General features: G+C 73.2%; 19 protein-coding genes, 2 tRNA genes and 1 pseudogene. 10 read left to right on the plus strand and 12 right to left on the minus strand.

What is annotated here, in order from left to right; translation table 11 throughout:
- Positions 1-4: 4 nt before the first annotated feature.
- The 5 genes from ACIPSC_RS25775 to ACIPSC_RS25795 all read left to right on the plus strand — a co-directional run bounded on the left by ACIPSC_RS25775 (position 5) and on the right by ACIPSC_RS25795 (position 4,599).
- Complete coding sequence (locus ACIPSC_RS25775) at positions 5-781, plus strand: ABC transporter ATP-binding protein (protein WP_400828423.1); 777 nt, start codon at positions 5-7, stop codon at positions 779-781.
- Positions 778-1,572, plus strand: a complete 795-nt coding sequence (locus ACIPSC_RS25780) for an ABC transporter ATP-binding protein (RefSeq protein WP_400828424.1) — start codon at positions 778-780, stop codon at positions 1,570-1,572. The genes ACIPSC_RS25775 and ACIPSC_RS25780 overlap by 4 nt, the downstream gene beginning before the upstream one ends.
- Complete coding sequence (locus ACIPSC_RS25785) at positions 1,572-2,438, plus strand: branched-chain amino acid ABC transporter permease (protein ID WP_400828425.1); 867 nt, start codon at positions 1,572-1,574, stop codon at positions 2,436-2,438. Before ACIPSC_RS25780 ends, ACIPSC_RS25785 begins: the two co-directional genes overlap by 1 nt.
- A 164-nt stretch (positions 2,439-2,602) precedes the next feature.
- A complete protein-coding gene (locus ACIPSC_RS25790; RefSeq protein WP_400828426.1) occupies positions 2,603-3,694 on the plus strand; it encodes a branched-chain amino acid ABC transporter permease in 1,092 nt (363 codons plus the stop codon).
- A complete protein-coding gene (locus ACIPSC_RS25795; protein WP_400828427.1) occupies positions 3,691-4,599 on the plus strand; it encodes an alpha/beta hydrolase in 909 nt (302 codons plus the stop codon). Before ACIPSC_RS25790 ends, ACIPSC_RS25795 begins: the two co-directional genes overlap by 4 nt.
- Positions 4,600-4,688: 89 nt before the next feature.
- Here the strand turns inward: ACIPSC_RS25795 and ACIPSC_RS25800 are convergent, their stop codons facing one another.
- Positions 4,689-5,984 carry a hypothetical protein gene (locus tag ACIPSC_RS25800; RefSeq protein ID WP_400828428.1) on the minus strand — a complete coding sequence of 432 codons (1,296 nt, stop codon included), beginning with the start codon at positions 5,982-5,984 and terminating at the stop codon, positions 4,689-4,691.
- 324 nt (positions 5,985-6,308) lie between these two features.
- The gene (locus ACIPSC_RS25805; protein ID WP_400828429.1) at positions 6,309-6,905 is read right to left on the minus strand and encodes a DedA family protein; all 597 of its coding nucleotides are present in this window, start codon (positions 6,903-6,905) and stop codon (positions 6,309-6,311) included.
- A gap of 529 nt (positions 6,906-7,434) precedes the next feature.
- Here ACIPSC_RS25805 and ACIPSC_RS25810 point away from each other — a divergent pair.
- Entirely contained in the window at positions 7,435-8,535 is a 1,101-nt protein-coding gene (locus tag ACIPSC_RS25810) for an LLM class flavin-dependent oxidoreductase (protein WP_400828430.1), read from the plus strand.
- Positions 8,536-8,622: 87 nt separating this feature from the next.
- On the opposite strand, the gene ACIPSC_RS25815 is transcribed toward ACIPSC_RS25810, so the two are convergent.
- Both ACIPSC_RS25815 and ACIPSC_RS25820 read right to left on the minus strand, forming a co-directional pair.
- On the minus strand, positions 8,623-10,944 hold the full coding sequence (locus ACIPSC_RS25815) for a putative bifunctional diguanylate cyclase/phosphodiesterase (RefSeq protein WP_400828431.1): 2,322 nt from the start codon (positions 10,942-10,944) through the stop codon (positions 8,623-8,625).
- Between the two features lie 393 nt (positions 10,945-11,337).
- The gene (locus tag ACIPSC_RS25820; RefSeq protein ID WP_400828432.1) at positions 11,338-11,763 is read right to left on the minus strand and encodes an OsmC family protein; all 426 of its coding nucleotides are present in this window, start codon (positions 11,761-11,763) and stop codon (positions 11,338-11,340) included.
- A gap of 239 nt (positions 11,764-12,002) precedes the next feature.
- Here ACIPSC_RS25820 and ACIPSC_RS25825 point away from each other — a divergent pair, with 239 nt between their 5' ends.
- Positions 12,003-12,365, plus strand: a complete 363-nt coding sequence (locus ACIPSC_RS25825; protein ID WP_313763893.1) for a chorismate mutase — start codon at positions 12,003-12,005, stop codon at positions 12,363-12,365.
- Positions 12,366-13,079: 714 nt separating this feature from the next.
- Positions 13,080-13,688: a signal peptidase I gene (gene lepB / locus ACIPSC_RS25830; protein ID WP_400828433.1), complete on the plus strand. Its 609-nt coding sequence runs from the start codon at positions 13,080-13,082 to the stop codon at positions 13,686-13,688.
- Here the strand turns inward: lepB and ACIPSC_RS25835 are convergent.
- The 3 genes from ACIPSC_RS25835 to ACIPSC_RS25845 all read right to left on the minus strand — a co-directional run bounded on the left by ACIPSC_RS25835 (position 13,651) and on the right by ACIPSC_RS25845 (position 17,790).
- A complete protein-coding gene (locus tag ACIPSC_RS25835) occupies positions 13,651-14,796 on the minus strand; it encodes an EamA family transporter (RefSeq protein WP_400828434.1) in 1,146 nt (381 codons plus the stop codon). The genes lepB and ACIPSC_RS25835 overlap by 38 nt on opposite strands.
- A gap of 217 nt (positions 14,797-15,013) precedes the next feature.
- Positions 15,014-17,491 carry a transglycosylase domain-containing protein gene (locus ACIPSC_RS25840; protein WP_400828435.1) on the minus strand — a complete coding sequence of 826 codons (2,478 nt, stop codon included), beginning with the start codon at positions 17,489-17,491 and terminating at the stop codon, positions 15,014-15,016.
- 225 nt (positions 17,492-17,716) lie between these two features.
- Positions 17,717-17,790, minus strand: a tRNA-Lys gene (locus ACIPSC_RS25845).
- A gap of 354 nt (positions 17,791-18,144) precedes the next feature.
- On the opposite strand from ACIPSC_RS25845, the gene ACIPSC_RS25850 reads away from it, so the two are divergent.
- Complete coding sequence (locus tag ACIPSC_RS25850) at positions 18,145-19,065, plus strand: alpha/beta fold hydrolase (protein ID WP_400828436.1); 921 nt, start codon at positions 18,145-18,147, stop codon at positions 19,063-19,065.
- Between the two features lie 60 nt (positions 19,066-19,125).
- On the opposite strand, the gene ACIPSC_RS25855 is transcribed toward ACIPSC_RS25850, so the two are convergent.
- The 5 genes and pseudogenes from ACIPSC_RS25855 to ACIPSC_RS25875 all read right to left on the minus strand — a co-directional run bounded on the left by ACIPSC_RS25855 (position 19,126) and on the right by ACIPSC_RS25875 (position 24,604).
- Positions 19,126-19,932: a GPP34 family phosphoprotein gene (locus ACIPSC_RS25855; protein WP_400828437.1), complete on the minus strand. Its 807-nt coding sequence runs from the start codon at positions 19,930-19,932 to the stop codon at positions 19,126-19,128.
- Positions 19,933-20,050: 118 nt separating this feature from the next.
- Positions 20,051-20,124: transfer RNA gene (locus ACIPSC_RS25860), tRNA-Lys, on the minus strand.
- A 152-nt stretch (positions 20,125-20,276) separates the two neighbouring features.
- Positions 20,277-22,475, minus strand: a complete 2,199-nt coding sequence (locus ACIPSC_RS25865) for a dipeptide ABC transporter ATP-binding protein (RefSeq protein WP_400828438.1) — start codon at positions 22,473-22,475, stop codon at positions 20,277-20,279.
- A gap of 215 nt (positions 22,476-22,690) precedes the next feature.
- Positions 22,691-23,608 (minus strand): annotated as a pseudogene (locus tag ACIPSC_RS25870) (ABC transporter permease); the annotation flags it as partial.
- A gap of 15 nt (positions 23,609-23,623) precedes the next feature.
- Positions 23,624-24,604 (minus strand): ABC transporter permease, encoded by a 981-nt coding sequence (locus tag ACIPSC_RS25875; protein WP_313763886.1) that lies wholly within the window; start codon positions 24,602-24,604, stop codon positions 23,624-23,626.
- A 315-nt stretch (positions 24,605-24,919) separates the two neighbouring features.
- Between ACIPSC_RS25875 and ACIPSC_RS25880 the strand changes: the two genes are divergently transcribed.
- Positions 24,920-26,626, plus strand: coding sequence for an ABC transporter family substrate-binding protein (locus ACIPSC_RS25880; protein ID WP_400828439.1), 1,707 nt, complete (start codon positions 24,920-24,922; stop codon positions 26,624-26,626).
- Positions 26,627-26,953: the final 327 nt, after the last annotated feature.

Consider the following 26,953-nt stretch of genomic DNA (forward strand, 5'->3'; position numbering starts at 1 on the left):
CCCGGTGCCCCGTCCTGCCTCGCCCGCCGTGGCCGCGCCGGTGCTGCGCCTCACCGGCCTCGGCTGGGCCGTCCGCGGAGTGCCGATCGTCGAGGACGTCTCCTTCTCGATCGGTGAGGGCGAGTTCATCGCCTTCATCGGGCCCAACGGTGCTGGGAAGACCTCCCTGTTCAACCTGATCTCCGGCATCTGCCCGGCGAGTGCCGGGAGCATCGAGCTCGACGGCGCCGACATCACCGCCGAGGCCGTCCACGCCCGGGCGCGTCGCGGGCTCGGACGGACCTTCCAGACCTCCTCGCTCTGGCCGGGGACAACGGTCGCGGACCACGTCCGCCTGGCCGCGCAGGCTGCAGCCGGGCCGCGGGCCTCGTACCGGATCTGGCGCCGCGCCGACCGCTACGCGGACCAGGTGGCCGAGACCCTGGCGCGCACCGAGCTCGCCCACCGGGCCGACACCCCGGCGAGCGCGCTCTCCCACGGCGAGAAGCGCAAGCTCGAACTCGCCGTCCTGCTGGTCTCCGATCCCCGGCTCATCCTGCTGGACGAGCCGATGGCCGGGGTCAGCGCGGAGGAGGTACCGGCCCTCACCGAGCTGATCCGCTCGGTGCACCGGGACCTCGGCCGCACCGTCCTGATGGTCGAGCACCACATGGACGTCCTGCTCGGCCTGGCCGATCGCGTGGCCGTGATGCACCACGGCACGCTGCTCGCCCTGGACACTCCGGACGCGGTGATGGCGGACGCCACCGTGCAACAGGCCTATCTGGGCGAGGCGCTGTGAACGACTCCCTCCTGAACGGCGCCACCGTGAACGCCTCCGCGGCCCCTGACGCCGCCCTCCTCTCGGTCCGTGATCTGCGGGTGGTCATCGACGGGCTGCACATCCTGCACGGGGTCGACCTCGACGTGGCACCGACCGGGGTCACCGCGCTGCTGGGGCGAAACGGCGCCGGCAAGACCACCACCGTCAAGGCGGTGATGGGCCTCGTGCCGCGCACCGGAAGCGTCCGCTTCGCAGGGGCAGAACTGTCCTCCCTTCCCACGCATCTGGTGGTCCGCCAAGGCATCGGATACGCCCCGGAGGACCGCGGGATCTTCGCCGGCCTCACGGTCGCCGAGAACCTGCGGCTTGCCGAGCGCGACCGGGACGCCGGGCCGGCCTACCACCTCGTCCATGAACTCTTCCCCGAACTGGAGCAGCGGGCCGACCAGTTGGCCGGAACCCTCTCGGGCGGCCAGCAGCAGATGGTGGCCATCGGCCGGACCCTGCTCAACCGGAACCGGCTGATCATCGCCGACGAGCCCACCAAGGGCCTGGCGCCGAAGATCGTCGCCGAGGTCGCCGACGTGCTGGCGCGGGCGGCCGAGGCCGTGCCCGTCCTCCTGGTCGAGCAGAACCTCGCCCTGGTCCGTCGGCTGGCGGGCACCTGCGCCGTCCTGGCCGACGGCCGCACCGCCCACCGGGGCGACACCGCCGAGCTGTTGGCCGACGAGGATGCCGCCCGCCGCCTGCTGGGCGTCGGCGGCCGCCGCCCCGGCCCCCCTGCCGTCACCGAGGAGGTGAACCCCTGATGGACACCGTCGTCCTCCTTTCCTGTACCGGACTCGGTCTGGGTGCGCTGTACTTCCTGGTGGCCTCCGGGCTGTCGTTGATCTTCGGGCTGATGGACGTGCTCAACTTCGCGCACGGCGCCCTGCTCTCCGTGGGCGCCTACGCGACCTGGTGGGCCGGCTCCGAGGCCGGCCTCTCCTTCTGGCTCGCCGTGCCGTTCGGCACGCTGGTCGGGACGGCCGCCGCCGTCCTCCTGGAGCTCTTCCTGATCCGGCCGCTCTACAGCCGGCCGCGGGACCAGATCCTCGCCACCGTCGGCGTCGGACTGGCCGTGCCCGCCCTTCTGATGGGCATCTGGGGCGCGGACGCCCGCCCCTTCCCGCAGCCGGCCCTGCTCTCCGGCACCTGGCACGTGCTGGGTGCGACCGTCCCGGTCAACCGCTTCGTGCTCGTGGCCGCGGCCCTGCTGCTGCTGCTCGCTCTTCGGTTGTTCCTGGCCCGCACCCGCTACGGGCTGATCGTCCGGGCCGGCGTCGAGGACCGGGCGATGGTCACGGCGCTCGGCATCGACGTCCGCAGGGCCTTCACCCTCGTCTTCGCCATCGGTGGTGCCGCCGCCGCGCTCGGCGGTGCCCTCGGCGGCCTCTACTTCGGTTCGGTCAATCCCGGCCAGGGGACCGGGCTGCTCATCTTCGCCTTCGTCGTCGTCGTGATGGGCGGCATGGGCTCCGTCACCGGTGCCGCCGTCGCCTCCGTCTGCGTCGGCCTGGTCCAGCAGTTCGCCAACTACTACACCACCGCGGGGCTCGGCGACCTCTCGGTCGTCGTCCTGCTGGCCGTCCTGCTCCTGGTGCGACCGCGCGGACTCACCGGGAGGCTCGCGTGAGCACCGACACCTCGGACACGAGCACCGGTGGCACCGCTGCCGACCGCACTGACGTCACCTCAGCACAGCCGACCGACAAAGAGGCCCGAATTCTCCCCGGACGGGTGATCGAGGCAGGGACGATCACTCGAACTGGTGATTCATTGGCGCGGCGCTCGACATTCGTGCACGGATCACTACGCTGGTGGCCGATCGCTCTGCTGATCCTGCTCCTTGTCATCCCCTACAGTGCGCTTCCCGTCCCGGGACTGCTCGACGGACCGCTCGGCAGCCCGGGAAGCCTCCAACTCATCGCCCTGTGCCTGCTCTACGGGGCCCTCGCCACCGGTTACGACCTCCTGCTCGGGCGGACCGGACTGCTCTCCTTCGGCCACGCGCTCTACTTCGCGACCGGCCTCTACGCCACCAACCTCGGCATGCTGGAGCTCGGACTGCCGTTCGCCGCGGCGGCCGTCTTCGGCGTCGCCTGTGCCGTCGCGCTGGCCCTGCTGCTGGGCTCGGTCAGCCTCCGCGTCACCGGCATCGGGTTCTCCATGGTCACCCTCGCCTTCGCCCAGGCCGGGTCGATCCTCGTCCAGCGCAACCCCGGCGGCATCACCGGCGGGGAGGAGGGCCGGTCGGCGCCGGCCGGGCGGCTGCCCTCCGCGCTCCTGGGCATCGAGAACACCGCGAACCTCTACTGGATCGCCGTCGCCTACCTGGTGCTCACCCTCGCCGCCGTGCACTGGGCCGTCGGCTCGCCGATCGGGCGGGTCTGGCAGGGCATCAAGGAGAACGAGCGCCGGGTGGAGGTGCTCGGACTCCGCCCGTACGGCTACAAGCTGGTCGCCTTCGTCCTCGCCGGAGCCCTCGCGGCGGTGGGCGGGGTGGTCTACCTCCTGCTGACCGGCGGCGCCACTCCCCAGGCCGCCACCTCCGACGCCACCCTCTCGCTCCTGGTGATGGTCGTGCTCGGCGGCTCCGGCACGCGCTGGGGTCCGCTGCTCGGCGGAGTCCTCTACACCTGGGCCGGCCACCGCCTCGGCGACCTCGCCAACTCCGCGGCCGTCGCCGACCTGCCCGCGGTCCTGCGGGTCCCGCTCTCCCAGCCGCTGTTCCTGCTCGGCGGCCTCTTCGTCGCCGTCGTCTACCTGCTGCCCGGCGGCCTGGCCCGACTGCCGGCCCGCATCCGCGCCGCCCGATCCGTCCGCTCGGCCCGGTCCGCCGACCCGGCCGGTGCGACGGGCGTGCGCCCCACCGGAGGGAGCCCCGCATGAGCCCGTCATTCCCACCGCCCGAGCAGCTGAGGGTCCCCGTCCCGGGTGGGGATCTGGCCGTGCTCCGCTGGCCCGCCGACGACCCGGCGGCGCCGACCGTCGTGGCGGTGCACGGCATCACCGCCAACGCCCTCGCCTGGTTCGAGGTGGCCCGCACGCTCGCGGGCCGGGCGACCCTGCTCGCGCCCGACCTGCGCGGTCGCGGGGCCAGCCGTGCGGTCGGCGGACCGTACGGTCTGGCCCGGCACGCCGACGACATCGCCGCCCTGATCACCGCGCTCGACCTGGGGCCGACGGTCGTGGCCGGGCACTCGATGGGTGCCTGGATCACCGCGCTGACCGCGGTCCGTCACCCCGGGCTGGTCGGCCGGGTGCTCCTGGTCGACGGTGCGGTCAGCTTCCCGCTGCCCGAGGGCGTCGGCGAGGAGGACGCGCTGGCCGCGGTGCTCGGCCCGGCCCTGACCCGGCTGTCGATGACCTTCCCGGACCGTGCCGCCTACCGGGCGTTCTGGCGGCAGCACCCGGCCTTTGCCGCCGACTGGTCGGACGAGATCGACGCGTACACCCAGCGCGACCTCGTCGGTGTCGAGCCCGAGCTGCACTCCGCGTGCGTGCTGGAGGCGGTCCGGACCGACGGCGCCCAGGTGCTCCTGGACCGGGACGCGGCGACAGCCGTCCACCGGCTGCCCTGCCCCGGTGACCTGCTCTGGGCCGAGCGCGGGCTGTTCGACGAGCCGCAGGCGCTCTACGACGAGCAGCGGATCGCACGGGCGGGGCTCGATCCGGACCGGGTGGTCTCGGCCTCGCTGGTGCCGGACACCAACCACTACTCGATCCTCTGGGGCCGGACCGGAGTCGAGGCCGTGGTGCGGCGGCTGCTCGCCGCCTTCACCGCCGACGAGTAGCGGTCGGCCCCGGTCGGGCGCCGGCCGCCCGACCGGGGCCCGACACCCGCCGCGGTCGCCGAAGCCGCCGCGGCCGGTGTCCCGCCCTCTCAGCCGGCCGTGCCGAGGAAGGACTGCCACCCGCCGCTCGGCGCCTGCCCCACGTTCAGCGACCGCAGCTTGCGCAGGGTCGACTGGTCCTGCACCTCCAGCCAGTCGACCAGCTGCCGGAACGAGACCAGCCGGACCTCGGGCTTCTCCGCGATGGTCTTGAGGGTCTCCTCGACGGCGTCCATGTAGATGCCGCCGTTCCACTGCTCGAAGTGGTTGCCGATGAAGAACGGCGCCCGGTTGCCGTTGTAGGCGCGGTCGAACCCGGCGAGGTAGGAGTCCCGTGCCTGGGTGCGCCAGTCGTTGTACTTGGCAGGGTCGCCCTTGGTGGTGCCGGGCGACTGGTTGGCGAGGATGTTGTAGTCCATCGAGAGCACCTGGAAGGTGTGCCCCGGGAACGGGATGCTCTGCAGCGGGAAGTCCCAGATCTTGCCGTCCTGCACCTTCTGCGGCCAGATCTGCTGACCGCCGGAGGAGCTGGCGTCGTACTTCCACCCCATCTTGACGGCGGTCGGCAGCAGCGCCTTCTGCCCCTCCAGGCACGGGGTGCGGCCGCCGATCAGCTCCTTCTTGTAGTCGAAGGGCAGCGGGTCGACATCGGTGAAGCCGGTGTTGGTCCGCCACTGGGTGACGAACGAGATCGCCTGGTCGATCTCGCTCTGCCAGTCCTCCGGCGTCCACTTGTTGACGCCGTTGCCGTCCGGGCGGGTCGAGCAGAAGTGCCCGTTGAAGTGTGTGCCGATCTCGTGGCCGGCCAGCCAGGCCTGGCTGATCAGCTTGAGCGTGGTCTTGACCGCGCCGTCCGAGAGGTAGGGGATGTCGGACGCGCCCACCGAGTGCTTCGGCGGGTGGTAGAGGTCCGACTTGCCCTTGGGCAGGGCGTAGATCCCGGAGAGGAAGAAGGTCATCGAGGCCTTGTGCTCCTCCGCCAGCTTGAGGAAGCGGGGGAACTGGCCGTCGTCCGTGCCGCCGGCACCGTCCCAGGAGAACACCACGAACTGCGGCGGCCGCTCGCCGGGCTTGAGCTTCTCCGGCTTGGGCTGCTTGGGCTGGGGGCCGGTGTCGGAGTTGGAACCGTCTCCGATCGGAGTCCCCTTGGGTATTCCGGTGCTGGGGCTGGCGGTGCCCGGCTCACCGGAACCGGTACCGGCGCCGGTGCTGCTGCCGGCCGAGCCGGGTGAGGTCCCGGAGCCGGATCCGGCTGCCGAGCCACCGCTCGAACACGCCGCCACAGCACCCAGGGCCACGGTCGCGGCGGTGGCGCTGAGCACGGTCCTGCGCGAGATGCTGGTCATGGTCTCCCCTGGGTGCCGCGCTGGCCGGGTGTCGGTGGCGCCGAACGGCCCTACCGGTCAAATCGGGCAACTGATGATTATTCCGCCAATAGGATGTCATGCGGACGTAGCGGCACCAAGGGTGCCGAGGTCCGTCCCACGTCAATACGCGGATCGGGAGCATTCGGGCTGCGGCGATCGGCGTTCTGTTGCCGTCCTGTGACGCTCGGCGCCTGCCGGCGCCTCACTTCGGGCCGCTCACCGGGCGATCGCCGGCGATCGCCGGCGGTCGCCGCCCGCTCCCCGCCCGCGCACGGCGCTGTCGTCGGGCGCGCTGCCGGTGCGTCAGAGCGCGGCGAGCCGGCGGTTGCGGCGCACGATCCGGGCGATGGCGGTGCTGACCGCCGTGGCGGCCGCGCAGGAGACCGCGAGGCTCAGCCAGGCGGTGTCGAACCAGTGGCTGTTGAGCCAGCCGAGCGTGACGATGTACGCGGCCCAGACCAGCGCGGCCACCGCCGACCAGCGCAGGAAGCGGTGCGGGTGGCCGGGGGAGTGGCCGATGGCCAGGTCGAGGACGGTCCGGCCGGCGGGCACGAACCGTGCCACCACCACCATCGCGGCCGCCGCCCCGGTGGTGCGCTCGTCGAGTGCCTGCTGGACCCGTGCAACACTCGCCGCCAGCTTCGGGCGGTGTTCGAGCCGCCGCTGCACCGACGGGGCGCCGCGCCGGGCCAGCCGGAGCAGCAGCAGGTCGCCCAGGAAGGACGCCAGCGCCACGCCGAGACCGAGCACCACCGGCGCGCCGCTTATCTGCGACGTCTTGAGCACGGCCAGGATGACCAGCGTCCCGCTGGGGATGAAGGGGAGGAACGCGTCCCCGAGTACGGCGCAGAGCGCCAGGGCGCAGATCCACGAGGATCCGATCACCGTCGCGATGTCCACGACCCTTACTCCCTCCAAGCTGCCCGGAGGAGCAGACGGCTGCAGGGGTCAACGCTAGCGCCTCGACTTTTCATGCCATGAAGCACCCCGGATGTGCGGCGCCTCACAATGGCGCAAGCCCCTGGGGCGGGGTGCCGCTCCAGGGGCTCACGGGGATCGATCGGCGCTGGTCCAGCCCGATGACCTTGCTTGCGAGGCGAATCCGGTTGGCTGATCCGCTCTGGGAACCAGCCTGCCGGACGCCGCCCGCGGATCGCGAGACCTGCGGCTGGCGACTTCCCGCGCTGGCGTGAAGTCGCCACACGTGTCCGTCCGCTGGCTCTGAGTCAGCCGAACGGTCGGTAGGGGGACGGCTGCGCACCGGAGCGGACCGCCGAGAAATCAGCGAACTCGCGGGAACACCGGGAGTGATGGCGTGGTTGTCCTCCGTTGGCAGTCGCGACCCCCCGTCCATCGGCGCGGTCGTTCACGGCTGCCGACAGGACCAACGACCACGCGAGCGACCAGGACTGCCAGGAGGGCGGACGGTATGACCACCGAGGAGCAGCAGAACAGCGGGCCCGAGCCGCAGGACAGCACGGCGATACGGGGCGCCGTCCGCGGCACGGCGCCGGCACCGCTCTCCATCCTGGACCTGGCGACCGTCGGCGTCGGCTACACCCCGGCGGAGGCCCTGGCTGCGACCACCCGGCTCGCCCGCAGCGCCGAGGAGTGGGGCTTTCACCGGTTCTGGGTCGCCGAGCACCACGGCATGCAGGGTGTCGCCAGCTCCAACCCGGCCGTCCTGCTGGCCCATCTCGGTGCCCACACCACGACGCTGCGGCTCGGCTCCGGCGGCGTCATGCTGCCCAACCACGCCCCGCTGACCATCGCCGAGCAGTTCGGCCTGCTGGAGGCCCTGTACCCCGGGCGCATCGACCTCGGGCTCGGCCGGGCCCCGGGGACGGACCCCGCGACGGCCCGCGCCCTGCGGCGCGGCCTCGCCGAGGGCGCCGACGACTTCCCGCAGCAGCTCGCCGAGCTGACCCACTTCCTCGACGGCGACTTCCCGGGCGGCCACCCGTACGCGCGGCTGACGGCCGTCCCCCAGGGCGACGCGCGGCCGCCGATCTGGCTGCTCGGTTCCTCCGGCTTCAGCGCTCAGCTGGCCGGGCAGCTCGGACTGCCGTTCGCCTTCGCGCACCACTTCAGCAGCGCCAACACCCTCCCGGCGCTTGACCTCTACCGCGCCTCGTTCCGGCCCTCCGCGGTGCTCGACGAGCCGTACGCGCTGATCGGCGTGGGCGCCGTCGCGGCCGACGACGAGGCGGCCGCTCGCCGGCTGGCACGCTCGGCGGCGCTGGGGATGCTCCGGGTGCGGCGCGGCAACCCGGCCCCGATCCCCACTCCCGAGGAGGCCGAGTCCTACCCGTACAGCCCGGTGGAGGCCGACTTCGTCTCCGACTGGATGGGCAACATGGTCATCGGTTCGCCCGGCGAGGTAGCCGACGGCCTGGAGGCCCTGCGCAAGCGGACCGGCGTGGACGAGCTGATGGTCACCTCGCACATCCACGGTCACGAGGCGCGGCACCGTTCGTACGGCCTGATCGCCGAGGCCTACGGGCTGACCGCCGGGGCGCCCGCGGCCTGAGCCCGCAAGCGGGCAGCCGGCCCGGGGCGACCGCTCCGGGCCGGTGGGGGCGTCCCCCGCGGGCTGGCGCCACCGGGTGGGCCGGCGCTAGCGGCCCTCGGGCCCGAGGCGGTTCTCCCGGAGTATGGCCGCGACGCGTTCGGCCTCGCCGGGCCGGGCGAAGTACCAGCCCTGGGCGGTGTCGCAGCCGGTCAGCCGCAGCCGCTCGGCCTGCGCGGCGCTCTCGATGCCCTCGGCGGTGACGGTCAGGCCCAGGGTGTGCGCCAACTGCACCATGGCGCCGACGATCTGTTCGTCGGCGTCGCTGCGCCGGGAGCTGAGCGCGGCGAGTTCGGGGCGTCCGGTCGGAGCCGGGTCGCGGAACCCCTCGATGAAGGTGCCGTCCAGCTTCAGCACGTGCACCGGCAGCCGGGAGAGGTAGGCCAAGTTGGAGTAGCCGGTGCCGAAGTCGTCGATGGCGATCCGGACGCCCATGTCGGCGAGGGCCTGCAGCGCCTGGAGCGGTCGCCCGCCGGGGCCGAGCAGCGCGCTCTCGGTGATCTCCAGCTGCAGCAGCCGGGCCGGCAGGCCGGTGCTCTTGAGCGCCTGGGCCACGTCGGCGACGACGTCGGAGTCCCAGATCTGGCGGGCGGCCAGATTCACGCTCACGAAGGTCTCGGTGTCGGGGAACTCCGTCAGCCAGCGCTTGGCCTGGCGGCAGGACTCCTCCAGGACCCACTTGCCGAGCGGCACGATCGCACCGGACTCCTCGGCGAGCGGGATGAAGCGGTCCGGTGAGAGCGTCCCGTAGCGGGGGTGGCGCCAGCGGACCAGGGCCTCCGCGCCGTGCACCGCGCCGTCGGCGAGGCCGACCAGCGGCTGGTACTCGATGGTGAACTCGCCGCGCTCCAGGGCAGGTCGGAGCGCGGTGGCGAGCAACTGGCGGGTCAGCTGGTGGGCGCCGCGGTCCGGGTCGTAGAGGGTCCATCGGGCGCGGCCGTCCGCCTTCGACCAGTAGAGGGTCGCGTCGGCGTCCTTGACCAGGTCGGTCGGCGTGGTCTCGTGCACGGACCGCTCGACGACGCCGACGCTGGCCGTCACCACCAGCCGGTGCCCGGCCACGTCGAAGGGACGTTCCAGCGCCTCCAGGATCCGGGCGGCCAGCGCGGTGAGCTGGTGGCTGCCCTGACTGTCGGTCACCAGGACGGCGAACTCGTCGCCGCCCATCCGGGCCACCAGGCGGGCTCCGGATTCGGAGAAACCGCGCCGCAGCCGGGTGGCGACGGCGATCAGCAACTGGTCGCCGATGTGGTGGCCGAGCGTCTCGTTGATCGCCGCGAATCCGTCGAGGTCCAGGTAGCAGACGCCCACCCGGCGCTCGTCGGGCGCGCCGCCCGCAGCCACCTGCCCGTCCGCGCCCGGCTGTACGCCCCGGTCCGGCTGTGCGCCGGCGACCGCATCGGTGCCGGTGACCGCGACCGGGCCGTCGACCGTGACATCGCCCGCACCCGGGCCGGCGATCGCGAGGCAGGCGGCGTCGAGGCGCTCGAAGAACAGGGTCCGGTTCGGCAGCCGGGTCAGCGGGTCGTGCAGGGCCTGGTACTCCAGGCGGTCGCCGAGCCGGCGCTGCTCGGTGATGTCCTCGACCATGGCGAGGGTGTAGAGCGGGTTGCCGGAGCCGTCCCGGATCAGCGAGATGGTCACCTTGCTCCAGACCGTGCGCCCCTCACGGTGCTTGAGCTGCTTCTCCACCCGCAGCCGCTCCCGCTTGCCGCGGACCAGTTCCGGGAAGAGGCGGTCCGGCATCCCGTCCGCGTCGACCACCTCGTGGATGTGCGTGCGCACCAGGTCACCGGACGTGCAGCCGACCAGGGCGGCGAATGCGGGGTTGACCTCGATGATCCGGTCGTCGGGGTCGATCAGGGCCATGCCGATGCCGGCGTCGCAGAAGGCGGCGCGGAAGCGGGACTCACTGGCGCTCAGGGCGGCGAGCAGGCGGTCGGTCCCCTCGGCCGGCAGGCCGGGCCCGTCGGTCGGTCGGTGCGAGCCGGTCGCGAGCGGAGCGGAACAGGTCGGGCAGAGCAGGAGGTCGGTGCCGGCCGGGCCGCCGGCCACGTCGACCGCTGCGACGGTGCCGTGGGTGCCGCGGAGGTCGAAGGCCCCGAGCCCGGCGCGGAGTCCGTCGCGAAGCGCGCCCCGGTCGTCACGGTCATCACGGGGATCGCGGGCGCCGAGGACGCCGTCGCTGCCGTCAATGCCGGGGATGCCGTCGACGTCGCGCGGGTCGTCCAGGGCGAGACCGGTGGTGCCGTCGGCGGTGGCGCCGTTGGCCGGACGGCGGAGCGGGGACAACCGGTGGCCGTGCTGGTGCGGTTCCTCGTGCCGCACGCCCGAGTGGTGTGCGTCGGCCCCCTCGTTCTGGCCCGGCACGGCATACTCCCGTCCGCTGCTGACGCTTGATGCTTGACGCTGGTCCGGCCGGTCGCCCGGGACTGCTGCGGCCGGCTCCCGCACTCTGTCGAGGTCCTCGCAGTCCGGTGGAACGCTCGCGTGGAACGTCCGCGTGGGGATCCGCGTGAAGAACAGGGCGCTGCGGCCGATCATAAGACGCGGCGGCAACGCGCGGTGACCGCCGCCAGGGTGATTCGCCCGCTTTCAGGCCCTGTGCGGTGATACATGCAGACGCCCCCGGTACACATCACATGATGTGCACCAGGGGCGTGTGCCTCCGCTGTGCGCCCTCGGGCGCTGGTCGAGCGCCGGGACGCGCCGCGTCGGGGCGCGGATCGGGCCGACCGGACGGGGCGTCGGACCGTCGGAGCGTCAGGCCAGCTTGGCCGTCAGGGTGATGGTCGTGCCGGTGAGGGCCTTGCTGACCGGGCAGTTCGCCTTGGCGTCCTCGGCGGCCTTCACGAAGCCGGCCTCGTCGAGGCCGGGCACGTCGCCGGTGACGGTCAGGTGGATGCCCGTGATGCCGGTCCCGGGCTGGAAGGTGACGTCGGCCTGGGTGTCCAGCCTGGTGGGCGGGTTGCCCGCGCCGGCCAGGGCGTGCGAGAGGGCCATCGAGAAGCACGAGGAGTGCGCGGCCGCGATGAGTTCCTCGGGGCTGGTCCGGCCGTTCGGATCCTCGGCGCGGGACGCCCAGGTGACCGGGTACTCGCCAATGCCGGACGAGGCGAGGGTCACCCGGCCCTTGCCGTCGAGCAGGTTGCCTTCCCAGGCGGTGCGTGCGGTGCGGGTGGTTGCCACGATCGGTACCTCCATCACTGAGGAACAGCTGATTCGTCACTTCCGGCCATGCCGCGCACCAGCCTACGGGCAGGCCGCCGCCGCGGGTGGCACACCGGTCCGCGGGGTGTCCGGATCGTGGGACGACTGGGCCGAATGGTGCGGTTCTGCCACGTGTGCCCTGTTAGATTTGCCCGGGCCTGATCCCCGGCCCGCCGACGGCCGGGCGCCCATCACCAGAGAGCCGCGGAGCCGCCCCGATGACGGATCACCCCACGACCCCCGATGCCGGATCGCTCGACGGGATCGACGAGGCCGTACGGGCCGAGCTGACCAGCCTGCGCGAGAGCATCGACAACATCGACGCCGCGGTGGTCCACATGCTTGCGGAGCGCTTCAAGGCGACCCAGCGGGTCGGCCGGCTCAAGGCCGAGCACAAGCTGCCCGCGGCGGACCCGGCGCGGGAGCGCGACCAGATCAAGCGGCTGCGGGAGCTGGCCGCCGGGGCGCACCTGGATCCGGTCTTCGCGGAGAGCTTCCTCAACTTCATCATCGCCGAGGTCATCCGGCACCACGAGAAGATCGCCAGCGACACCGTGACCGGCCAGAACGAGCCGGTCTGACCCTGCGCCGCCCCGGGCGGAAGACCGTTCCGGCGAGTCTCGGGAGATCATCGCCGGACTGTCGTCGCCGCGCGGGGCGCCCCGCTCGCCGCTTCGGCCGCCGTCCGCCCGTCGGTCCGGCGCGGCGGGCGGCCCCCGGCGCCCTGGTGCCCCGCGCCCCGGACCTGTCCCCGGCCGGCACCCGCTTACTGCCGAGGCCCGCCCACTGCCGGCACCCGCCCACTGCCGCTGCCTCGTCGCACTCTCGTACATGCCCGCCCCCACGCCCGTTTCCGCGCCCGCCTTCGCGATCCCGGCCGGGCCCCGACCGGCGGCGGCTCGTCCACTGTGGCTCCGCCCGCCGTACCCTGGGTGGCATTGCCCCGAGCGCCGTCCCCGGACCGCCTCGCTCCCGCCGCCTCCCCCGCGGCGGTGTCGGCGGTCGTGTCGGCCGCGGGTAAATGCCCGATTTCGCGAGGCTTCGCCGGTGGCGTAGCGTGCAGGTTTCCCGGCCGGAGAGGTGGAGCAGCGACGATGGCGGTGAACCTGCCCGACACGGACAGTGATGCCGGGGTCGGTCCGGTCCCGGCTGCGGGCGGCGGCCGCGCGGCGGCCCGGCGGGCGCGCTCGCGGAAGGCGGGCAAGGCCGAGAAGGCCGGCCGCGGTCCGGGCAGGGGTCTCAGGGCGCGGCGGGCGGGGCGTCGCCAGCGGCCGTGGTGGATCGAGATCCCCTTGATGGCGGCCGTCGGCCTGGTGGCCGCGCTGCTGATCAAGACCTGCCTGTTCCAGGTCTTCACCATCCCCTCCGGGTCGATGGAGAACACGCTGCGGATCGGCGACCGGGTCGGGGTGAACAAGCTCGCCCCGCTCACCGGCTGGGAGCCGGAGCCCGGCCAGCCGGTGGTCTTCAAGGACCCGGGCGACTGGCTGCCGCCGCAGCCGACCGACGGGAACCCGATCACCCGCGCGCTGAGCTCCGCGCTCGGCTTCATCGGCCTGGTGCCGCCGAAGGACGACAACTACCTGGTCAAGCGGGTCATCGCGACCGGCGGCCAGACCGTCCAGTGCGCGGGCACCACGCTCACCGTCAACGGGGCGAAGGTGGACGAGCCGTACCTTCACCCCGGGGACGACTCCTGCGCGGGGCTGGACTTCGGTCCGGTGACCGTGCCCACGGGCTACGTCTGGGTGGAGGGTGACCACCGGAGCGACTCCGCCGACTCCCGGTACCACCAGCGCGGGCCGGGCGGCGGCGCCGTGCCGGTGGACAACGTGGTCGGACCGGTCTCGGGCGTCGTGTGGCCGCTCAACCACCTCGACTGGTTCGGCTGGGTCGGCCGCTGACCCCGGGCCGGGTGACCGCACGGTCCTCGGCGCCCGCCTGCCCGGCGGCCCGCGCCAACCGCTCGCCCAGCGCCGTGGCCCCGGCGAAGTCCGCGGCGGCAGAGCCGTCGCGCGCCGCCCGGACGTCCCCGGCGTCCGCCGCCCGGACGTCCCCGGTGTCCTCGGTGTCCTCGGGCGCGGCTCCGGCCTTGCCGGCCTGGGCCGCGAAGGCACCGGCCAGGACGAGCAGGCCACCGGCCATCTGCGGCAGACCCAGGTGCTCGCCGAGCAGGATCCAGGCCAGGACGGTGGCGACCACCGCCTCCAGGTTGGCGACCACCCCGGCGACCGGGGGCGAAAGGTGCCGGACGGCGATCACGCCGGTCAGGTAGGCGAGCACGGTCGCGATCAGGACCATCCAGGCGGCCGGGAGGAACGCCGGGACGGTGTGCCCGTTCATCAGGACGTCGCCGCCGAGCACGCCCCAGTCGGCGGTCCAGGGGTGGGTGAACGCGGTCAGCAGGACCGCACCGATCAGCAGGCCGTAGGCGCTCACGGCGAGGGGGTCGATCGGGCGGTCGCCGCGGCTGCCGGCGTCGGCCAGGACGAAGTAGCCCACCTGGCAGCAGGCCGCACCGAGGGCGAACACGACGCCCAGGGCGTCGAAGCTCAAGCCGTTCCAGACCTCCACCACGCAGGCCAGGCCGGCCACGGCGACGCCGGCGCCGATCGCCGAGCCCCGGCTGATCGGCCTGCGCTGGACGAACCGCACGTAGCCGATCAGCAGTGGCGGTCCGAGGTACTCGATGAGCAGGGCGACGCCGACCGGGATCCGGGAGATGGCGGCGAAGTAGCAGGCCTGGACGCCGGCCACGGCGAGCAGGCCGAAGCCCAGCAGCAGGCCGGGCCGCCGGAGCACCGCGTCGCGGTGGCGGTAAGCGAGGGGGAGCAGGACCACGGCGGCGCCGGTCACCCGGAGCCAGACCACGTGCAGCGGTGAGAGACCGGCCTCGATCAGCGGCTTGGCGGCGGTGCCGGAGCCGCCGAAGGCGATGGCTGAGACCAGCGCCAGGGTGAGCCCGAGGGTTTTGGCCGACGACCGGCCGAGTGGGGGGTTTGAGCTGTGCACCGAGGCATTGTGACAGTCATGCCATCGGTTCGGTAAGGCGCCATTCCGTCATTTGGTCCTGCCTCCAACTGTGCGCGACGGCAGGTTCACGCAGGCCCGCCGATCGGCTAACGGCGGCCACCCCGACGGACACCACACCCCCCGACGGACACCGCACCGCCCGACGGACGCCGCCCCACCCCGACAGGCCACGCGACCGCACCCACCCCCCGACGGGCTACTGCCCGGCCGCCGCGGCCGCGGCGTCGGAGCCGCCACCCGAACCGGCGCCCCCCGTCGGCTGCGGCGCCGTGGTGGGCCCGGCCGTCGGGGCGGTGGTCGGCCCGGTGGTTGGCAGCGGCGGCTTGGTGGGCCGGACCGTCGGCTGCGACGTCGGCTGCGGGCTGGGCTGCGCCGTCGGCTGCTGGGTGGGCCCGCCGGTCGCCCCGCCGTCACCGGGCCGCGAGCCGTTCCGCCCGTTCGACGAACCGGGACCGCCCGAGCCGGACCGGGAGGATCCGTCGCCGGAGCCGTTCGGCGAGGCGCCGGAGCCCGGCCCGTTGCCGGAGCCGCCCGGGGAGGCCGGGGCCGAGGCCGGCCCGGACGGGGCCGCCGCGCCGTCCGAGCCGCTCGACGAGGAGCCGTCCGACCAGGTGTCGTCCCGGCCCGAGGGCGAGGCGAAGTCGGTGACCGGCTTCCCCTTCAGCGCGGCCTTCATGTAGCTGGTCCAGATCTGCGCCGGGTACTGGCCGCCCGCCGCGCCGTCGATGCCGCCGGTGCCGCTGAGGCTGACCTGGGCGCCGGTGCCCGGGTCCTGGCCGAACAGGGCGACCGAGGTCACCAGCTCGGGGGTGTACCCGACGAACCAGACCGACTTCTGGTCGTCGGTCGTCCCGGTCTTGCCGGCCACCGGGCGGCCCAGGGCCTTTGCGCGCCAGCCGGTGCCGCCGGGGTCGCTCACCACGCCCTCCAGCATGGCCGTCACCCTGCGCGCGGTGTCCTCGCCGATCGCCTGGGTGGCCTTGTGGGCGGGCAGCTGGAGCGCCTCGCCCTCTCGGTCCACCGACTGCACCAGCCAGGGGGTGATCTGCTTGCCGCCGTTGTCCAGCGTGGCGTAGACGCCGGCCATGTCGAGGACGCTCGGGGTGGCGGTGCCGAGCGGGATGGACGGCAGCGGGTCGAGCCCGGGGGTGTTGCCGGGCAGGCCGAGCGCGACGGCGGTGTCGCGCACCTTCTGCAGGCCGGTGTCCTGGGCGAGCTGGGCGAACGCCGAGTTCACCGACCAGTCGGTGGCCTGCTGCAGGGTGATCTGGCCGTAGCTCTTGTCGCCCTCGTTCGGCGGCGCGTACGCGGTGCCCTTGCCGCCGCGGACCTTGCGGCCGCTGGTGCCGTCGTAGACCGTGCGCGGGGTGACGGTCTGGCCGGACTGGGTCTTGGCGTTGTTCTCCAGCGCCGCGGCCAGCGCGATGGCCTTGAAGGTGGAGCCGGCCTGGTAGTCCCGCCGGGTCGCGTTGTCGATGTAGTGCTTGGTGTAGTCGACGCCGCCGTAGAGGGCGACCACCGCACCGGTCTTCGGGTCGACGGAGACGGCACCGGCCTGGGCGGCCGCGTCCTTCTTCCGCTTGTCCGGGTTCAGGGTGTCGTGCAGCTGGGCCTGGACGGCGTCCTGGAGGGCCGACTGGCGCCCCGGGTCGACGGTCAGCTTGATCGTGTAGCCGCCCTTGGCCAGTTCGGACTCGGTGATGATCCGGTTGGCGGTCAGGTACTCGGTGGCCGCGTTGACCAGGTAGCCGGCCTGGCCGGAGAGGCCCAGCTGGGCCTGCGGGTCCCGGACCTCGGGGAAGGTGGTGGCGGCCCGCTCCTCGGCGGAGAGCCAGCCCTCCTTCACCATGCCGTCCAGCACGTAGTTCCAGCGGTTGACCGCGTTCTGCCTGCCCGCCGGGGTCGCGGTCGCCACGTCGTAGGCGCTCGGCGCGTTCAGCAGGGCGGCCAGGTAGGCGCCCTGGGCGGGGGTGAGCGCGGACGCGTCGACGCCGAAGTACTGCTGGGCGGCGGCCTGGATGCCGTAGGCGCCGCGCCCGTAGTAGGAGGTGTTCAGGTAGCCCGAGAGGACGTCGTCCTTGGTCTCGGTGGCGTCCACCTTGATCGCGATGAAGAGTTCCTGCACCTTGCGGCTGATGGACTGCTTCTGGCTCAGGTACGTGTTCTTCACGTACTGCTGGGTGATGGTGGAGCCGCCCTGGGTGCCCTCGCCCTTGACCGTGTTGACGGCGGCACGGACCAGGCCCTGCACGTTGACGGCGCCCTCGTCGTAGAAGTTGCGGTCCTCGGCGGCCAGCGCGGCGTGCTGCGCGGCGGGGGAGACCTTCTCCAGCGGGACGTTCTGCCGGTTGGTCTGGCCGGTCCGGGCGATCACCGAGCCGTCCTGGTAGAGCCAGGTGTTGCTCTGGGCGGTCGCGGCGGCGTGCGCGTCCGGCACCTGCACCAGGGTGATCCCCAGGGCGAACAGGCCGATGCCGAGCAGCAGCGCGGTGACGAGACCGGCCAGCGTCATCCGCCAGGTCGGGATCAGCCGGCGCCATCCGGTGCGCTTCGGGCGGCGGGGCCCGGTGCCGCCGGTCCCGTCCGTCGGGCTCCCGCCGGAGCGCCTCAGGCGCTCGACCGGGCGGAGGAGGGCGGACGGCGTGCGACGGCCGCTCTGGGTGTCTCGGGACAAAACGGCGGCCTTTCCTGCGGGCGGACCGTGCCGGGCTGCACAGCGGGGGACTTCGGCGGTCGGGATCGTTCGTCCCGTTTCCGGTTGTACAGCCCAGAACGCACCGATCGGGGTGGTTGGCTCCACCGGGGCGGCAAGCGAGACCGACATCACACACAAATCGGACGTCGAAGGGCAAAAAAGTTGGGGAGCCTCTCGCTACTGCGAGAGGCTCCCCAGTGTCTGTGCGCCGCCAGGGACTCGAACCCCGGACCCGCTGATTAAGAGTCAGCTGCTCTAACCAACTGAGCTAGCGGCGCCTGCTGACCTGGAAAACAATACACGGTTCGGAGGGGTGGCTCGCACCATTTGAGGCGGCCCGCAGGCTCGGAAGCCGCGCCGGACGCCCGTTTCCGCCCGGTTGGGGCGGAGTTTTCCGGCGGTTAGGGTGGGAAACGTGCCCAGCTCCGACCCCGGACGGGTCGGACGGCCGCGGCCGGGCCGGCTCCCGAGCGCATCCCGGCACGGGTGGGAGCCGCCGGGCAGGCGCCGGCGGGCGGGACGCGTGGGACGGCCGCAGCGGGTGCGAGATGCACGACATGCACGCCGTGTGAGACAGGTGCAACAGGAGCGGCAGGGACCACGGACGGGACGGGCGAAGGAGTGGAACCGCGATGACCGGGTCGGGGGAGGCAGGGCAGAGGGGCGTCGGCAAGCAGTCTGGTGCCGGGGAGGCGCCGGCCGTGGTGGCGTTCCTGCACATCGGCGGCACACCGCTGCACGTCCGGACCGAGGGCAGCGGCCCGGTCGTCCTGCTCGCCGGCGGGCTCGGCAGCAGCTGGTTCGACTGGGACCTCGTGGTCCCCTTCCTCACTCCCTACCGCACGGTGGTCCGCTTCGACCGGCCCGGCTACGGGCTGAGCGGTTCGGAGCCGGCCGACCGCCCCGGTCCGACCGTCGTCGGCGAGGCGGAGCGCATCCGGGCCGTGCTGGACGGTCTCGGCCTAAGCGAGCCGTGCACGGTGGTGGGCCACTCCCTGGCGGGCTTCCACGTCGAGGCCTTCGCCCGGTTGAACCCGGAGCGGACGGCCGGGCTGGTCCTGCTGGACGGCAGCGTCGAGTCGTCGCCCCGCCCCTGGCCGGCGCCGGAGCTGCGCGACCTGGCGGCCCGTACGGTGGCGGGCGCGGCGACGGCCCTCGCGGTGCCGTACCTGCTCGGGCCGACCGTGCGGCGGATGGTCGCGCGGGCCGCGACGGTGCGCCGCGAGGACCTCGCGCCGCGACCGCTGGTCCGGCACTGCTACCGGACCGGACGGGCCCTGCGTGCGGTGCTCCGGGAGAACACCCGGTACCTCGACGTGGCCGCCGAGCTGGACGAGCTGCGCGGCGTGGTGCCGCTGCCGGAGGAACTGCCGATCACCGTGCTCGCCGCCGACGACGGGTGCCGTACCCGCCGCACCGAGGAGTGGCTGGACCGGCAGCGGGGGCTCGCCGCGCTGCTCGGGGCCGACTTCCGGACCACCGCCCCGTCGGGGCACCTGCTGATGTTCGACCGCCCGGACGCGGTGGCCTCGGCGATCCTCGACACCCGCTGAGGGGCGGAGGTACCGCTTGCACCGGCGGCCTGGCGGTGCAGGCGGTACCGGCGGCGCGGCTCAGGAGGCCGTGCTCGCCGACATCTCCGAGATCGCCCGTCGGACCGCCCGGGGGACCGGCAGCTCGTTGGCCAGTCGGCGCGCGGCACGCCGGGTGGGGGCGCCGGCCGGGCCGGGGTAGAGCCGGCGGTGCAGCCCTGCCGCGAAGACCAGCCCGGCCAGCTGACGGTCCCGGTCGGCCGACGGGCGGTCCCGATCGGCCGTGGCGGTGGACGCCCCGGCCGCACCGGACGCCTCGCCACTGCCGGCGGACGAAGCGTCGGCAGGAGCAGCCTCGGCGGAGGCGGAGGCGGACGGAGCGGCGGAAGGGGCAACGGTGGTGGGCGACGCCGTCAGCTCCGACCCGGCGGCGTCGGCGGCCAGCGTGGCGGCGACCCGGGCCGCGATCTCCTGCCCGATCCCCGGCGGCACCGCCGTGTAGCGCCGGTACGGCAGACCGAGGAAGCTCCGCCGGTCGACGGTCAGGACACCGTCGGCGGTCAGCCGGTCGAGGAGCAGTTGCTGCGTCGGCTTGCGCGGGATCCGGCGCATGGCCAGGTCGAGACCGAGCCGGTGCTTGCGCTTGCCGGTCTCCTCCAGCCGGGTGAGCACCCCGGCCGCGATCTCGTCGTGGGAGCCGAGCGGCTGGAAGCCGGTGATCCGCCGGCCGTCGACGGTGATCGCTCCGCCGAGCTGCAGTTCGGCGAGGACGCTGCCGGGGACTGCCCAGTAGAAGGCGGACTGCGGGATCCGGAGCCGGCCGCGCACCGGTTCGGCACAGAGCAGCAGCAGCTCCTCCGGGAGCGAGCGAGTGTCGAGCGGTGCCATGGACGGAACCCCCAGCTGTCGCGAAGGGCGCGTGGGGCCGCGCCGTCCTCGCAACCTACCGTGCCCCGGAAACGCCTCAGGCCGTCCACCGGAGTGGACGGCCTGAGACCTTGCCATGTGCGCCGCCAGGGACTCGAACCCCGGACCCGCTGATTAAGAGTCAGCTGCTCTAACCAACTGAGCTAGCGGCGCCTGCTGACCTGGAAGACATTACACGGGGTCCGGCCGGTCTGCCGAATCGCGACCGTGCGGACACGCCCGGTGACCGGGCGATCGCGATTCTCGCGCCGGCCCGGCCCGGGCCGGCGCGAGGGCGGGACCGGCCCGCGCCGGCCCGACTCAGGTCACTCCGGGAAGTGGCACGCCGCCTGGTGGTCCTCGCCCGGTGCCGGCCCGGTCAACGCCGGTGCCTCGTTCTCGCAGCGGGCCCTGGACCCTGCGTCGAGCCCGGCGTAGACGGGGCACCGGCTGCGGAAGCGGCAGCCGGCGTGCCGGACGGTGGGCGAGGGCGGGTCGCCGGCCAGCAGGATGCGGCTGCGGGCCCGCTCGGCGGCCGGGTCCGGGAGCGGTACGGCGGAGAGCAGCGCGCGTGTGTACGGGTGGCGCGGGCGGTCGAAGACGGCGGAGACCTCGCCCTGCTCGACGGTCCGGCCGAGGTACATCACGCTGACCCGGTCGGCGAGGTGCCGGATCACCGACAGGTCGTGCGAGACGAAGAGGTAGGAGAGGCCCAGCTCCGCCTTGAGCGACTGGAGCAGGTTGAGCACGCCCGCCTGGATGGAGACGTCCAGCGCGGAGACCGGCTCGTCCAGGACCAGCAGCTTCGGCCGGACGGCCAGCGCGCGGGCGATCGAGATCCGCTGCCGCTGCCCGCCGGAGAACTGGTGCGGGTAGCGGACGGCGTGGGCCGGGTCGAGTCCGACCTGCCGGAGCAGTTCGGGCACCCGACGGGCGATCTCCTCGCGGGCGGCGCGCTGGGCGCGCAGCGGTTCGGCGACGATGTCGCCGACCGGCATCCGCGGGTCGAGGCTGGCCATCGGGTCCTGGAAGACGATCTGCAGCTGGGCGCGCATCCGGTGGGCGTCGGCCCGGGAGAGCGCGGAGGTGTCCTGCCCGAGCAGTTCGATCCGGCCGGACTCGGGGGCGGCCAGCCGCAGCAGCTCGAACAGGGTGGTGGACTTGCCCGAGCCGGACTCGCCGACCAGGCCGAGCGTCTCGCCCTGCCGGATGTCCAGCTCGACGCCGTCCACCGCGTGGACCTCGCCGATCCGGCGCTTGAAGACGGTGCCCTTGAGCAGCGGGAAGGTCTTGGTCAGGCCACTGACGGCGAGCACCGGCGCGCGCTCCTCGCGCGGTACGGCGACCGCGGCGGGCGGGAGCGGCGGCACCGGGTACACCTCACTCGGTGCGGGGCGCCGCACGGCCAGCTCGCCGGCCCGGACGCACGCCGCCAGATGCCGGCCTGCACCCCCGGCCCCGTCCGCGCCCCCGACCGCGCCCGCGCCCCCGACCGCGCCCGCACCCCCGGCCTGTTCCGAATCCGCCGCGTCGTCCGCACCCCCGGCCCCGTCCGAACCCCCCGGCTCTGCAACGCCCGTGAGCGCGGGCTCGGCCGTCCGGCACCGCTCCTCCACCATCGGGCAGCGGGCGGCGAACGGGCAGCCCGGCGGCAGCTCGGCCATCGGCGCCGGCACGCCGGGGATCGGGACGAGCGGTCCGCCCCGGCCGTCCAACCGGGGCACGGCGCCGATCAGCCCGAGCGTGTACGGGTGGCGGGGCGCGGCGAACAGCTCGTCCACGCCGGCCGTCTCGACCACCCGGCCCGCGTACATCACGGCGACCCGGTCGGCCATCCCGGCGATGACGCCGAGGTCGTGGCTGACCAGGACGAGCGCGGCGCCGGTCTCCCGCTGGGCGGTGCGCAGCACGTCGAGCACCTGCGCCTGGATGGTGACGTCCAGGGCGGTGGTCGGCTCGTCGGCGAGCAGGATGTCGGGGTCGTTGGCGATGGCCATCGCGATCATCGCGCGCTGGCGCATGCCGCCGGAGAACTCGTGCGGGAAGCTGTCGAGCGCCCGCTCGGGCGCCGCGATGCCGACCAGGTCGAGCAGTTCGGCGGCGCGGGTGCGCGCCGCGGCCCGGTCGAGCGACTGGTGGATGCGCAGCGCCTCGACGATCTGGTCGCCGATCCGGTAGACGGGGGTGAAGGCGGAGAGCGGGTCCTGGAAGACCATGGCGACCCGGCGGCCGCGGACGGCGGCGAGCTCGCGGCCGGGCAGGCCGACCAGTTCGCGGCCGTCCAGCCGGACCGAGCCGCGCACCCGTGCGGTGCCGGGGAGCAGGCCCAGTACGGACAGCGCCGTGACGGACTTCCCGGAGCCGGACTCGCCGACGATGCCCAGGGTTTCGCCGCGCCGCAGGGTGAGGTCGACGCCGCGCACGGCGGGGACGGTGGTGCCGCGCGGGCCGGCGAAGTCGACCCGTAGGTCGCGGACGTCCAGCAGCGGGGCCGTGGTCGGCGGGGTTGCGACGGTGGTCGTCACTGGCTGCCACCCTTCCTACGGGCCGAACGGTTGCTCTCGGTCGAGCCGGGCGAGCCGGGCGAGCCGGGCGCGGGCGAACCGGGCGAGCCGGTCGAACCGGCCGCCCCCGCCGAGCCGGCAGAACGGCCGACGTCGGCCGCCCCCGCCGAACCGGCGTCGCCCGCACCGCCCCGCAGCACCCGCTTCCGCGTGCGGCGGGGGCCGCGGCGGGTGCGGGCCGCGTCGGCGGTGGGGTCGAGGGCGTCGCGCAGCCCGTCCCCGATCAGGTTGACCGCCAGGACGAAGAGCACCAGCAGCCCAGCGGCGAAGTAGAACAGCCACGGGAAGACCGGTGCGTCGTTGGTGCCGGCGGCGAGCAGCGTGCCGAGCGAGACGTCCGGCGCCTTCACCCCGAAGCCGAAGTAGGAGAGCGCGGTCTCGCTCATCACGGCCCCGCCGACGGCGATGGTGGCGTCGATGATGAGGAAGGACGCGACGTTCGGCAGGATGTGCCGGGTGATGATCCGCAGCGGCCGCACGCCCATGAACCGGGCCGCGCGGACGAATTCGCGGTCGCGCAGCGAGATGGTCATGGAGCGGACCACCCGGGCGGTGATCATCCAGTTGAAGAGGGCCAGCAGCAGGACGAAGGCGAGCCAGCCGGCGCCCTTCAGCCGGGGGGAGATGATGGTGATGACCAGGAAGCTGGGGAAGACCAGCATGAGGTCCACCACGAACATCAGGATCCGGTCGGTCCAGCCGCCGAAGTAGCCGGCGCAGGCGCCGAACAGCGAGGCCAGCACGGTCGAGAACACCGCCACCAGCAGCCCGATGACCAGCGACTTCTGCAGTCCGCGGACGGTCTGCGCGAAGACGTCCTGGCCGACCCCGTTGGTGCCGAACCAGTGCGTGGTGGACGGGGGTTGGCGCAGCGCGGTGTAGTCGGGGGCGGCGTAGTCCCAGGGGGTGAGGTACTGGCCGCCGAAGGCGAGGACGAACAGCAGCAGGACGACGACGGCGCCGGCCACCGCCCAGCGGGCGGCGAGCAGGCGGGCGAGGACGAGCCGGCCCCGGCCGGCCGCCTCGGGGGCGGGCCCGGCGGCGGGGTCCGGGGCGGGTACGGGCGCGGCGGGCTCCGCGGCGACGGCGGTCACGGCAGTCTCCTCCGGTCAGGACCGCACGCGCGGGTCGAGGGCGGCGTGCAGGGTGTCGGCGAGGAAGCCGGAGGCGAGGACGACCACCGCGGCGAACAGGTTTACGGCGACCACCGAGTTGACGTCCTGTTCGTTGATGGACTGGATGAACCACTCGCCCATGCCGTGCCAGCCGAAGATGGTCTCGGTGAAGGCGGCGCCGGTGAAGATGCCGAGGAAGCTGTAGGCGAACATCGTCGACATCGGGATCACGGCCGTCCGCAGCCCGTGCTTGACCAGGGCGCGGCCGCGGGTGAGGCCCTTGGCCTCGGCGGTGCGCAGGTAGTCCGAGCCGAGTACGTCGAGCATGGTGCCGCGCTGGTAGCGGCTGTAGGTGGCGAGGCCGCCGAGGGCCAGCGAGAGGGTGGGCAGCAGCAGGTGCAGCGCCCAGTCGGCGAGGTGGGCGCCGATGCCGCCGGTCAGGCCGGGGGTCTCGTACCCGGTGAAGGGCACGACCTCGTGGCCGGCGACGTCCTTGGCGGCGATGGCGCCGTTCTTGAGGAACAGCGCGACCAGGAAGACCGGGGTGGAGAGCAGGACGAACGAGAACACGGTGAGCAGCCGGTCGGAGATGCGGTACTGGCGCACCGCGCTCCAGGCGCCGGCGGCGACGCCGAGGGCCATGCCGAGCAGGCTGCCGAGCAGCAGCAGCCGCAGCGAGACCCAGACCCTGCGGCGGAAGTCGTCCGTCACCGGGGTGTCGTGGATGGTGCGACCGAGGTCCCCGTGGAGCAGGTCACCGGCCCAGCGGCCGAAGCGCTCGACGACGGGGGTGCGGTCGTTCAGGTTGAGGTCGTCGAGCTGCCGCTCGACCGACGCGGCGGCCGGGCGCGGCACCTTGGCCTCGAAGTAGGTGCGGGGCCGGAGCGCGGTGGCGGAGAGGGCGTACGCCAGGAAGACGGCGACGATCAGCAGGACTGCGTAGTAGCTGAATCGTTTCGCCAGGTAGCGGAGCATCAGCGGCCGCCCGGGGTGGGGGCGGGCCCGACGCGTCTGGTGGGCATCGGTGGGTGGCCTTCGGTCGGTGGCCCCGTTCGGGCCGGGTGGTGAGAGGTGCAGGTCAGGAGTCTGGCACCGGCGCACGGCCGGGGTGTTGCGGCCGTGTTGCCGCCCGTTTCATTTGGATCAGGCGTGAACTACTCCCCCTGGTACTGGATCTGATCGACTGTTACGTTCGCTCCTCGGGCACCGACTTGGCTGCCCACGTTCAAGCCTCGCCACACCTCGCGACGCCCAACCCTCGCCACATTCCGGATCTTCTGGGGGACCCTCATGGACGCATCCACCGTCACGCCCGTCCGCCGTCTCGGCCGGGCGGCCGCCCTCGCCCTCGCCGCCGCGCTGGCGGCAGCCGCGTGCAGCTCGGGCGGCGGCTCGGCCGACAACGCGGTCAAGAGCGAGCCGCCGAGACAGGGTTCGATCGACATCAACGCCAAGCCGGTGGACCAACTGAAGGACGGCGGCGAGGTCCGGTTCCCGCTGTACCAGTGGATCACGCAGTGGAACCCGTTCCAGGTCGACGGCCGCTACGGTGACGCGGTCGAGATCATGCGGGCGCTGGAGCCGGAGCTCTTCACCACCGACGAGGCGGGCACCTTCAAGCCGGTCACCGACTACCTGCTGGACGCCAAGGTCACCTCCACCTCGCCGCAGGTGGTCACCTACAAGCTCAACCCGAAGGCCAAGTGGTCGGACGGGAAGCCGCTCGGCTACCTGGACTTCAAGGCGGACTGGGAGGCCAGCAACGGCAAGAAGGACGGCTACAACATCGCCGACTCCGCCGGCTACGAGCTGATCTCGGCCGTGGAGCAGGGCGCGGACCCGACCGAGGTCAAGGTGACCTTCTCGGAGTCGTACGCCGACTGGCAGAACCTGTTCCGCCCGCTGATCCCGGCGGCCGGCATCGCCACGGCGGACGACTTCAACAAGGGCTGGGTGGAGAAGATCCCGATCACCGCCGGCGCGCTGAAGGTCGGCACGGCGGACAAGACGGCGCAGACCCTCACGCTGGTCCCGGACCCGGCCTGGTGGGGCGCGAAGCCCAAGGTCGAGAAGATCACCTTCCGGGTGATGTCGCAGTCGGCGACCACCCAGGCGTTCCTCAACAACGAGATCGACTTCGCCGCGGCGGGCACCGCGACGGCTTACGGGCAGCTCAAGGACGCCAAGGACGCGACGATCCGGAGCGCCAGCCCGTGGGACGAGGTGCACATCTCCTTCGGCGGCGGCGGGGCGCTGGCCGACCAGAAGGTGCGCCAGGCGCTCGGCAAGGCGCTGGACCGCTCCGCCCTGATCAAGATCGCCAACAACGGTGTGCCGGTGGAGTTCAAGCCGCTGGGCAACCACATCTTCATGCCCAACCAGACCGGCTACCAGGACAACTCCGGAGAGTGGGCCAAGTTCGACCTGGCCGCCGCCAAGAAGGCTCTGGACGAGGCGGGTTGGAAGGAGGCCGGCAGCGGGCAGCCGCGGACCAAGGACGGCCGGTCGCTGACCCTGCACTGGGTGTTCAACGAGTCGTCCCCGCAGGCCCAGCTCGACCTCGCCACCGCGGCCCAGGCGATGTGGCTGGCGGCCGGCGTCAAGGTCGAGCTCGACAAGGTCCCGAGCAACGACTTCTTCACCAAGTACGTCAACCCGGGCAAGTTCGACATCGCGAGCTGGCGCAACACCGACTCGTTCCCGCTCTCCAGCAGCCTGCTCAACTTCCGCCTGCCGCAGGGCGACAACGTCTTCGGCAACTTCTCCAGGCTCGGCACGCCGGAGATCGACGGCCTGCTCAAGAAGGCGGCCGGCACCACCGACCCGGTGGAGGCGGCGAAGCTGTACAACCAGGCGGACGCCAGGATCTGGGAGCTCGGGCACACCGTCGAGCTGTACCAGCGGCCGACGGTGGTGGCGGTCCGCAAGGGGCTGGCCAACTACGGCGCGTTCGGCCTGGCCGGCGTCGACTACGCCAAGGTCGGCTGGGAGAAGTGACCGGCGCCGGATCGGCCCCGGCGGCTTGATCGGCCTCGGCGGCTCGATCGGCCTCGGCCTCGGCGTCCGCGTTCGTCGCGTCCGTGTAGGCGGCGAGGACGGCACAAGACGGCGGAGGGGGCGGTACGGCAGGCGCTGGCGAGCAGCGCGGTGATCACGAGGCCGGTGGTGCGGACGCGGGGGAACGGCTCTGCCGCCCCCGCCGTCCTGCCGCCGGCCTTGACCTTCCGCGTTGCCCGCAGGCCGCCCGTGTCGTGGGGTCGCTCCGGACCCGCTCGCTTCCAACCGGGGAAGAATCTAGCGGGGGATCCCGGCCGCCGTGCCGTA

The sequence above is a fragment of the Kitasatospora sp. NPDC090091 genome (assembly GCF_044747365.1).
In the GTDB taxonomy this organism is placed as follows: Bacteria; Actinomycetota; Actinomycetes; order Streptomycetales; family Streptomycetaceae; genus Kitasatospora.

Excerpts from the sequence above, each read along its gene's own strand:
- ACIPSC_RS25785 (WP_400828425.1), top strand. The coding sequence starts at position 1,572 with ATGGACACCGTCGTCCTCCTTTCCTGTACCGGACTCGGTCTGGGTGCG.
- ACIPSC_RS25810 (WP_400828430.1), top strand. The coding sequence starts at position 7,435 with ATGACCACCGAGGAGCAGCAGAACAGCGGGCCCGAGCCGCAGGACAGC.
- ACIPSC_RS25825 (WP_313763893.1), top strand. The coding sequence starts at position 12,003 with ATGACGGATCACCCCACGACCCCCGATGCCGGATCGCTCGACGGGATC.
- ACIPSC_RS25855 (WP_400828437.1), bottom strand. The coding sequence starts at position 19,932 with ATGGCACCGCTCGACACTCGCTCGCTCCCGGAGGAGCTGCTGCTGCTC.
- ACIPSC_RS25875 (WP_313763886.1), bottom strand. The coding sequence starts at position 24,604 with ATGCTCCGCTACCTGGCGAAACGATTCAGCTACTACGCAGTCCTGCTG.
- ACIPSC_RS25850 (WP_400828436.1), top strand. The coding sequence starts at position 18,145 with ATGACCGGGTCGGGGGAGGCAGGGCAGAGGGGCGTCGGCAAGCAGTCT.
- ACIPSC_RS25795 (WP_400828427.1), top strand. The coding sequence starts at position 3,691 with ATGAGCCCGTCATTCCCACCGCCCGAGCAGCTGAGGGTCCCCGTCCCG.
- lepB (WP_400828433.1), top strand. The coding sequence starts at position 13,080 with ATGGCGGCCGTCGGCCTGGTGGCCGCGCTGCTGATCAAGACCTGCCTG.
- ACIPSC_RS25800 (WP_400828428.1), bottom strand. The coding sequence starts at position 5,984 with ATGACCAGCATCTCGCGCAGGACCGTGCTCAGCGCCACCGCCGCGACC.
- ACIPSC_RS25880 (WP_400828439.1), top strand. The coding sequence starts at position 24,920 with ATGGACGCATCCACCGTCACGCCCGTCCGCCGTCTCGGCCGGGCGGCC.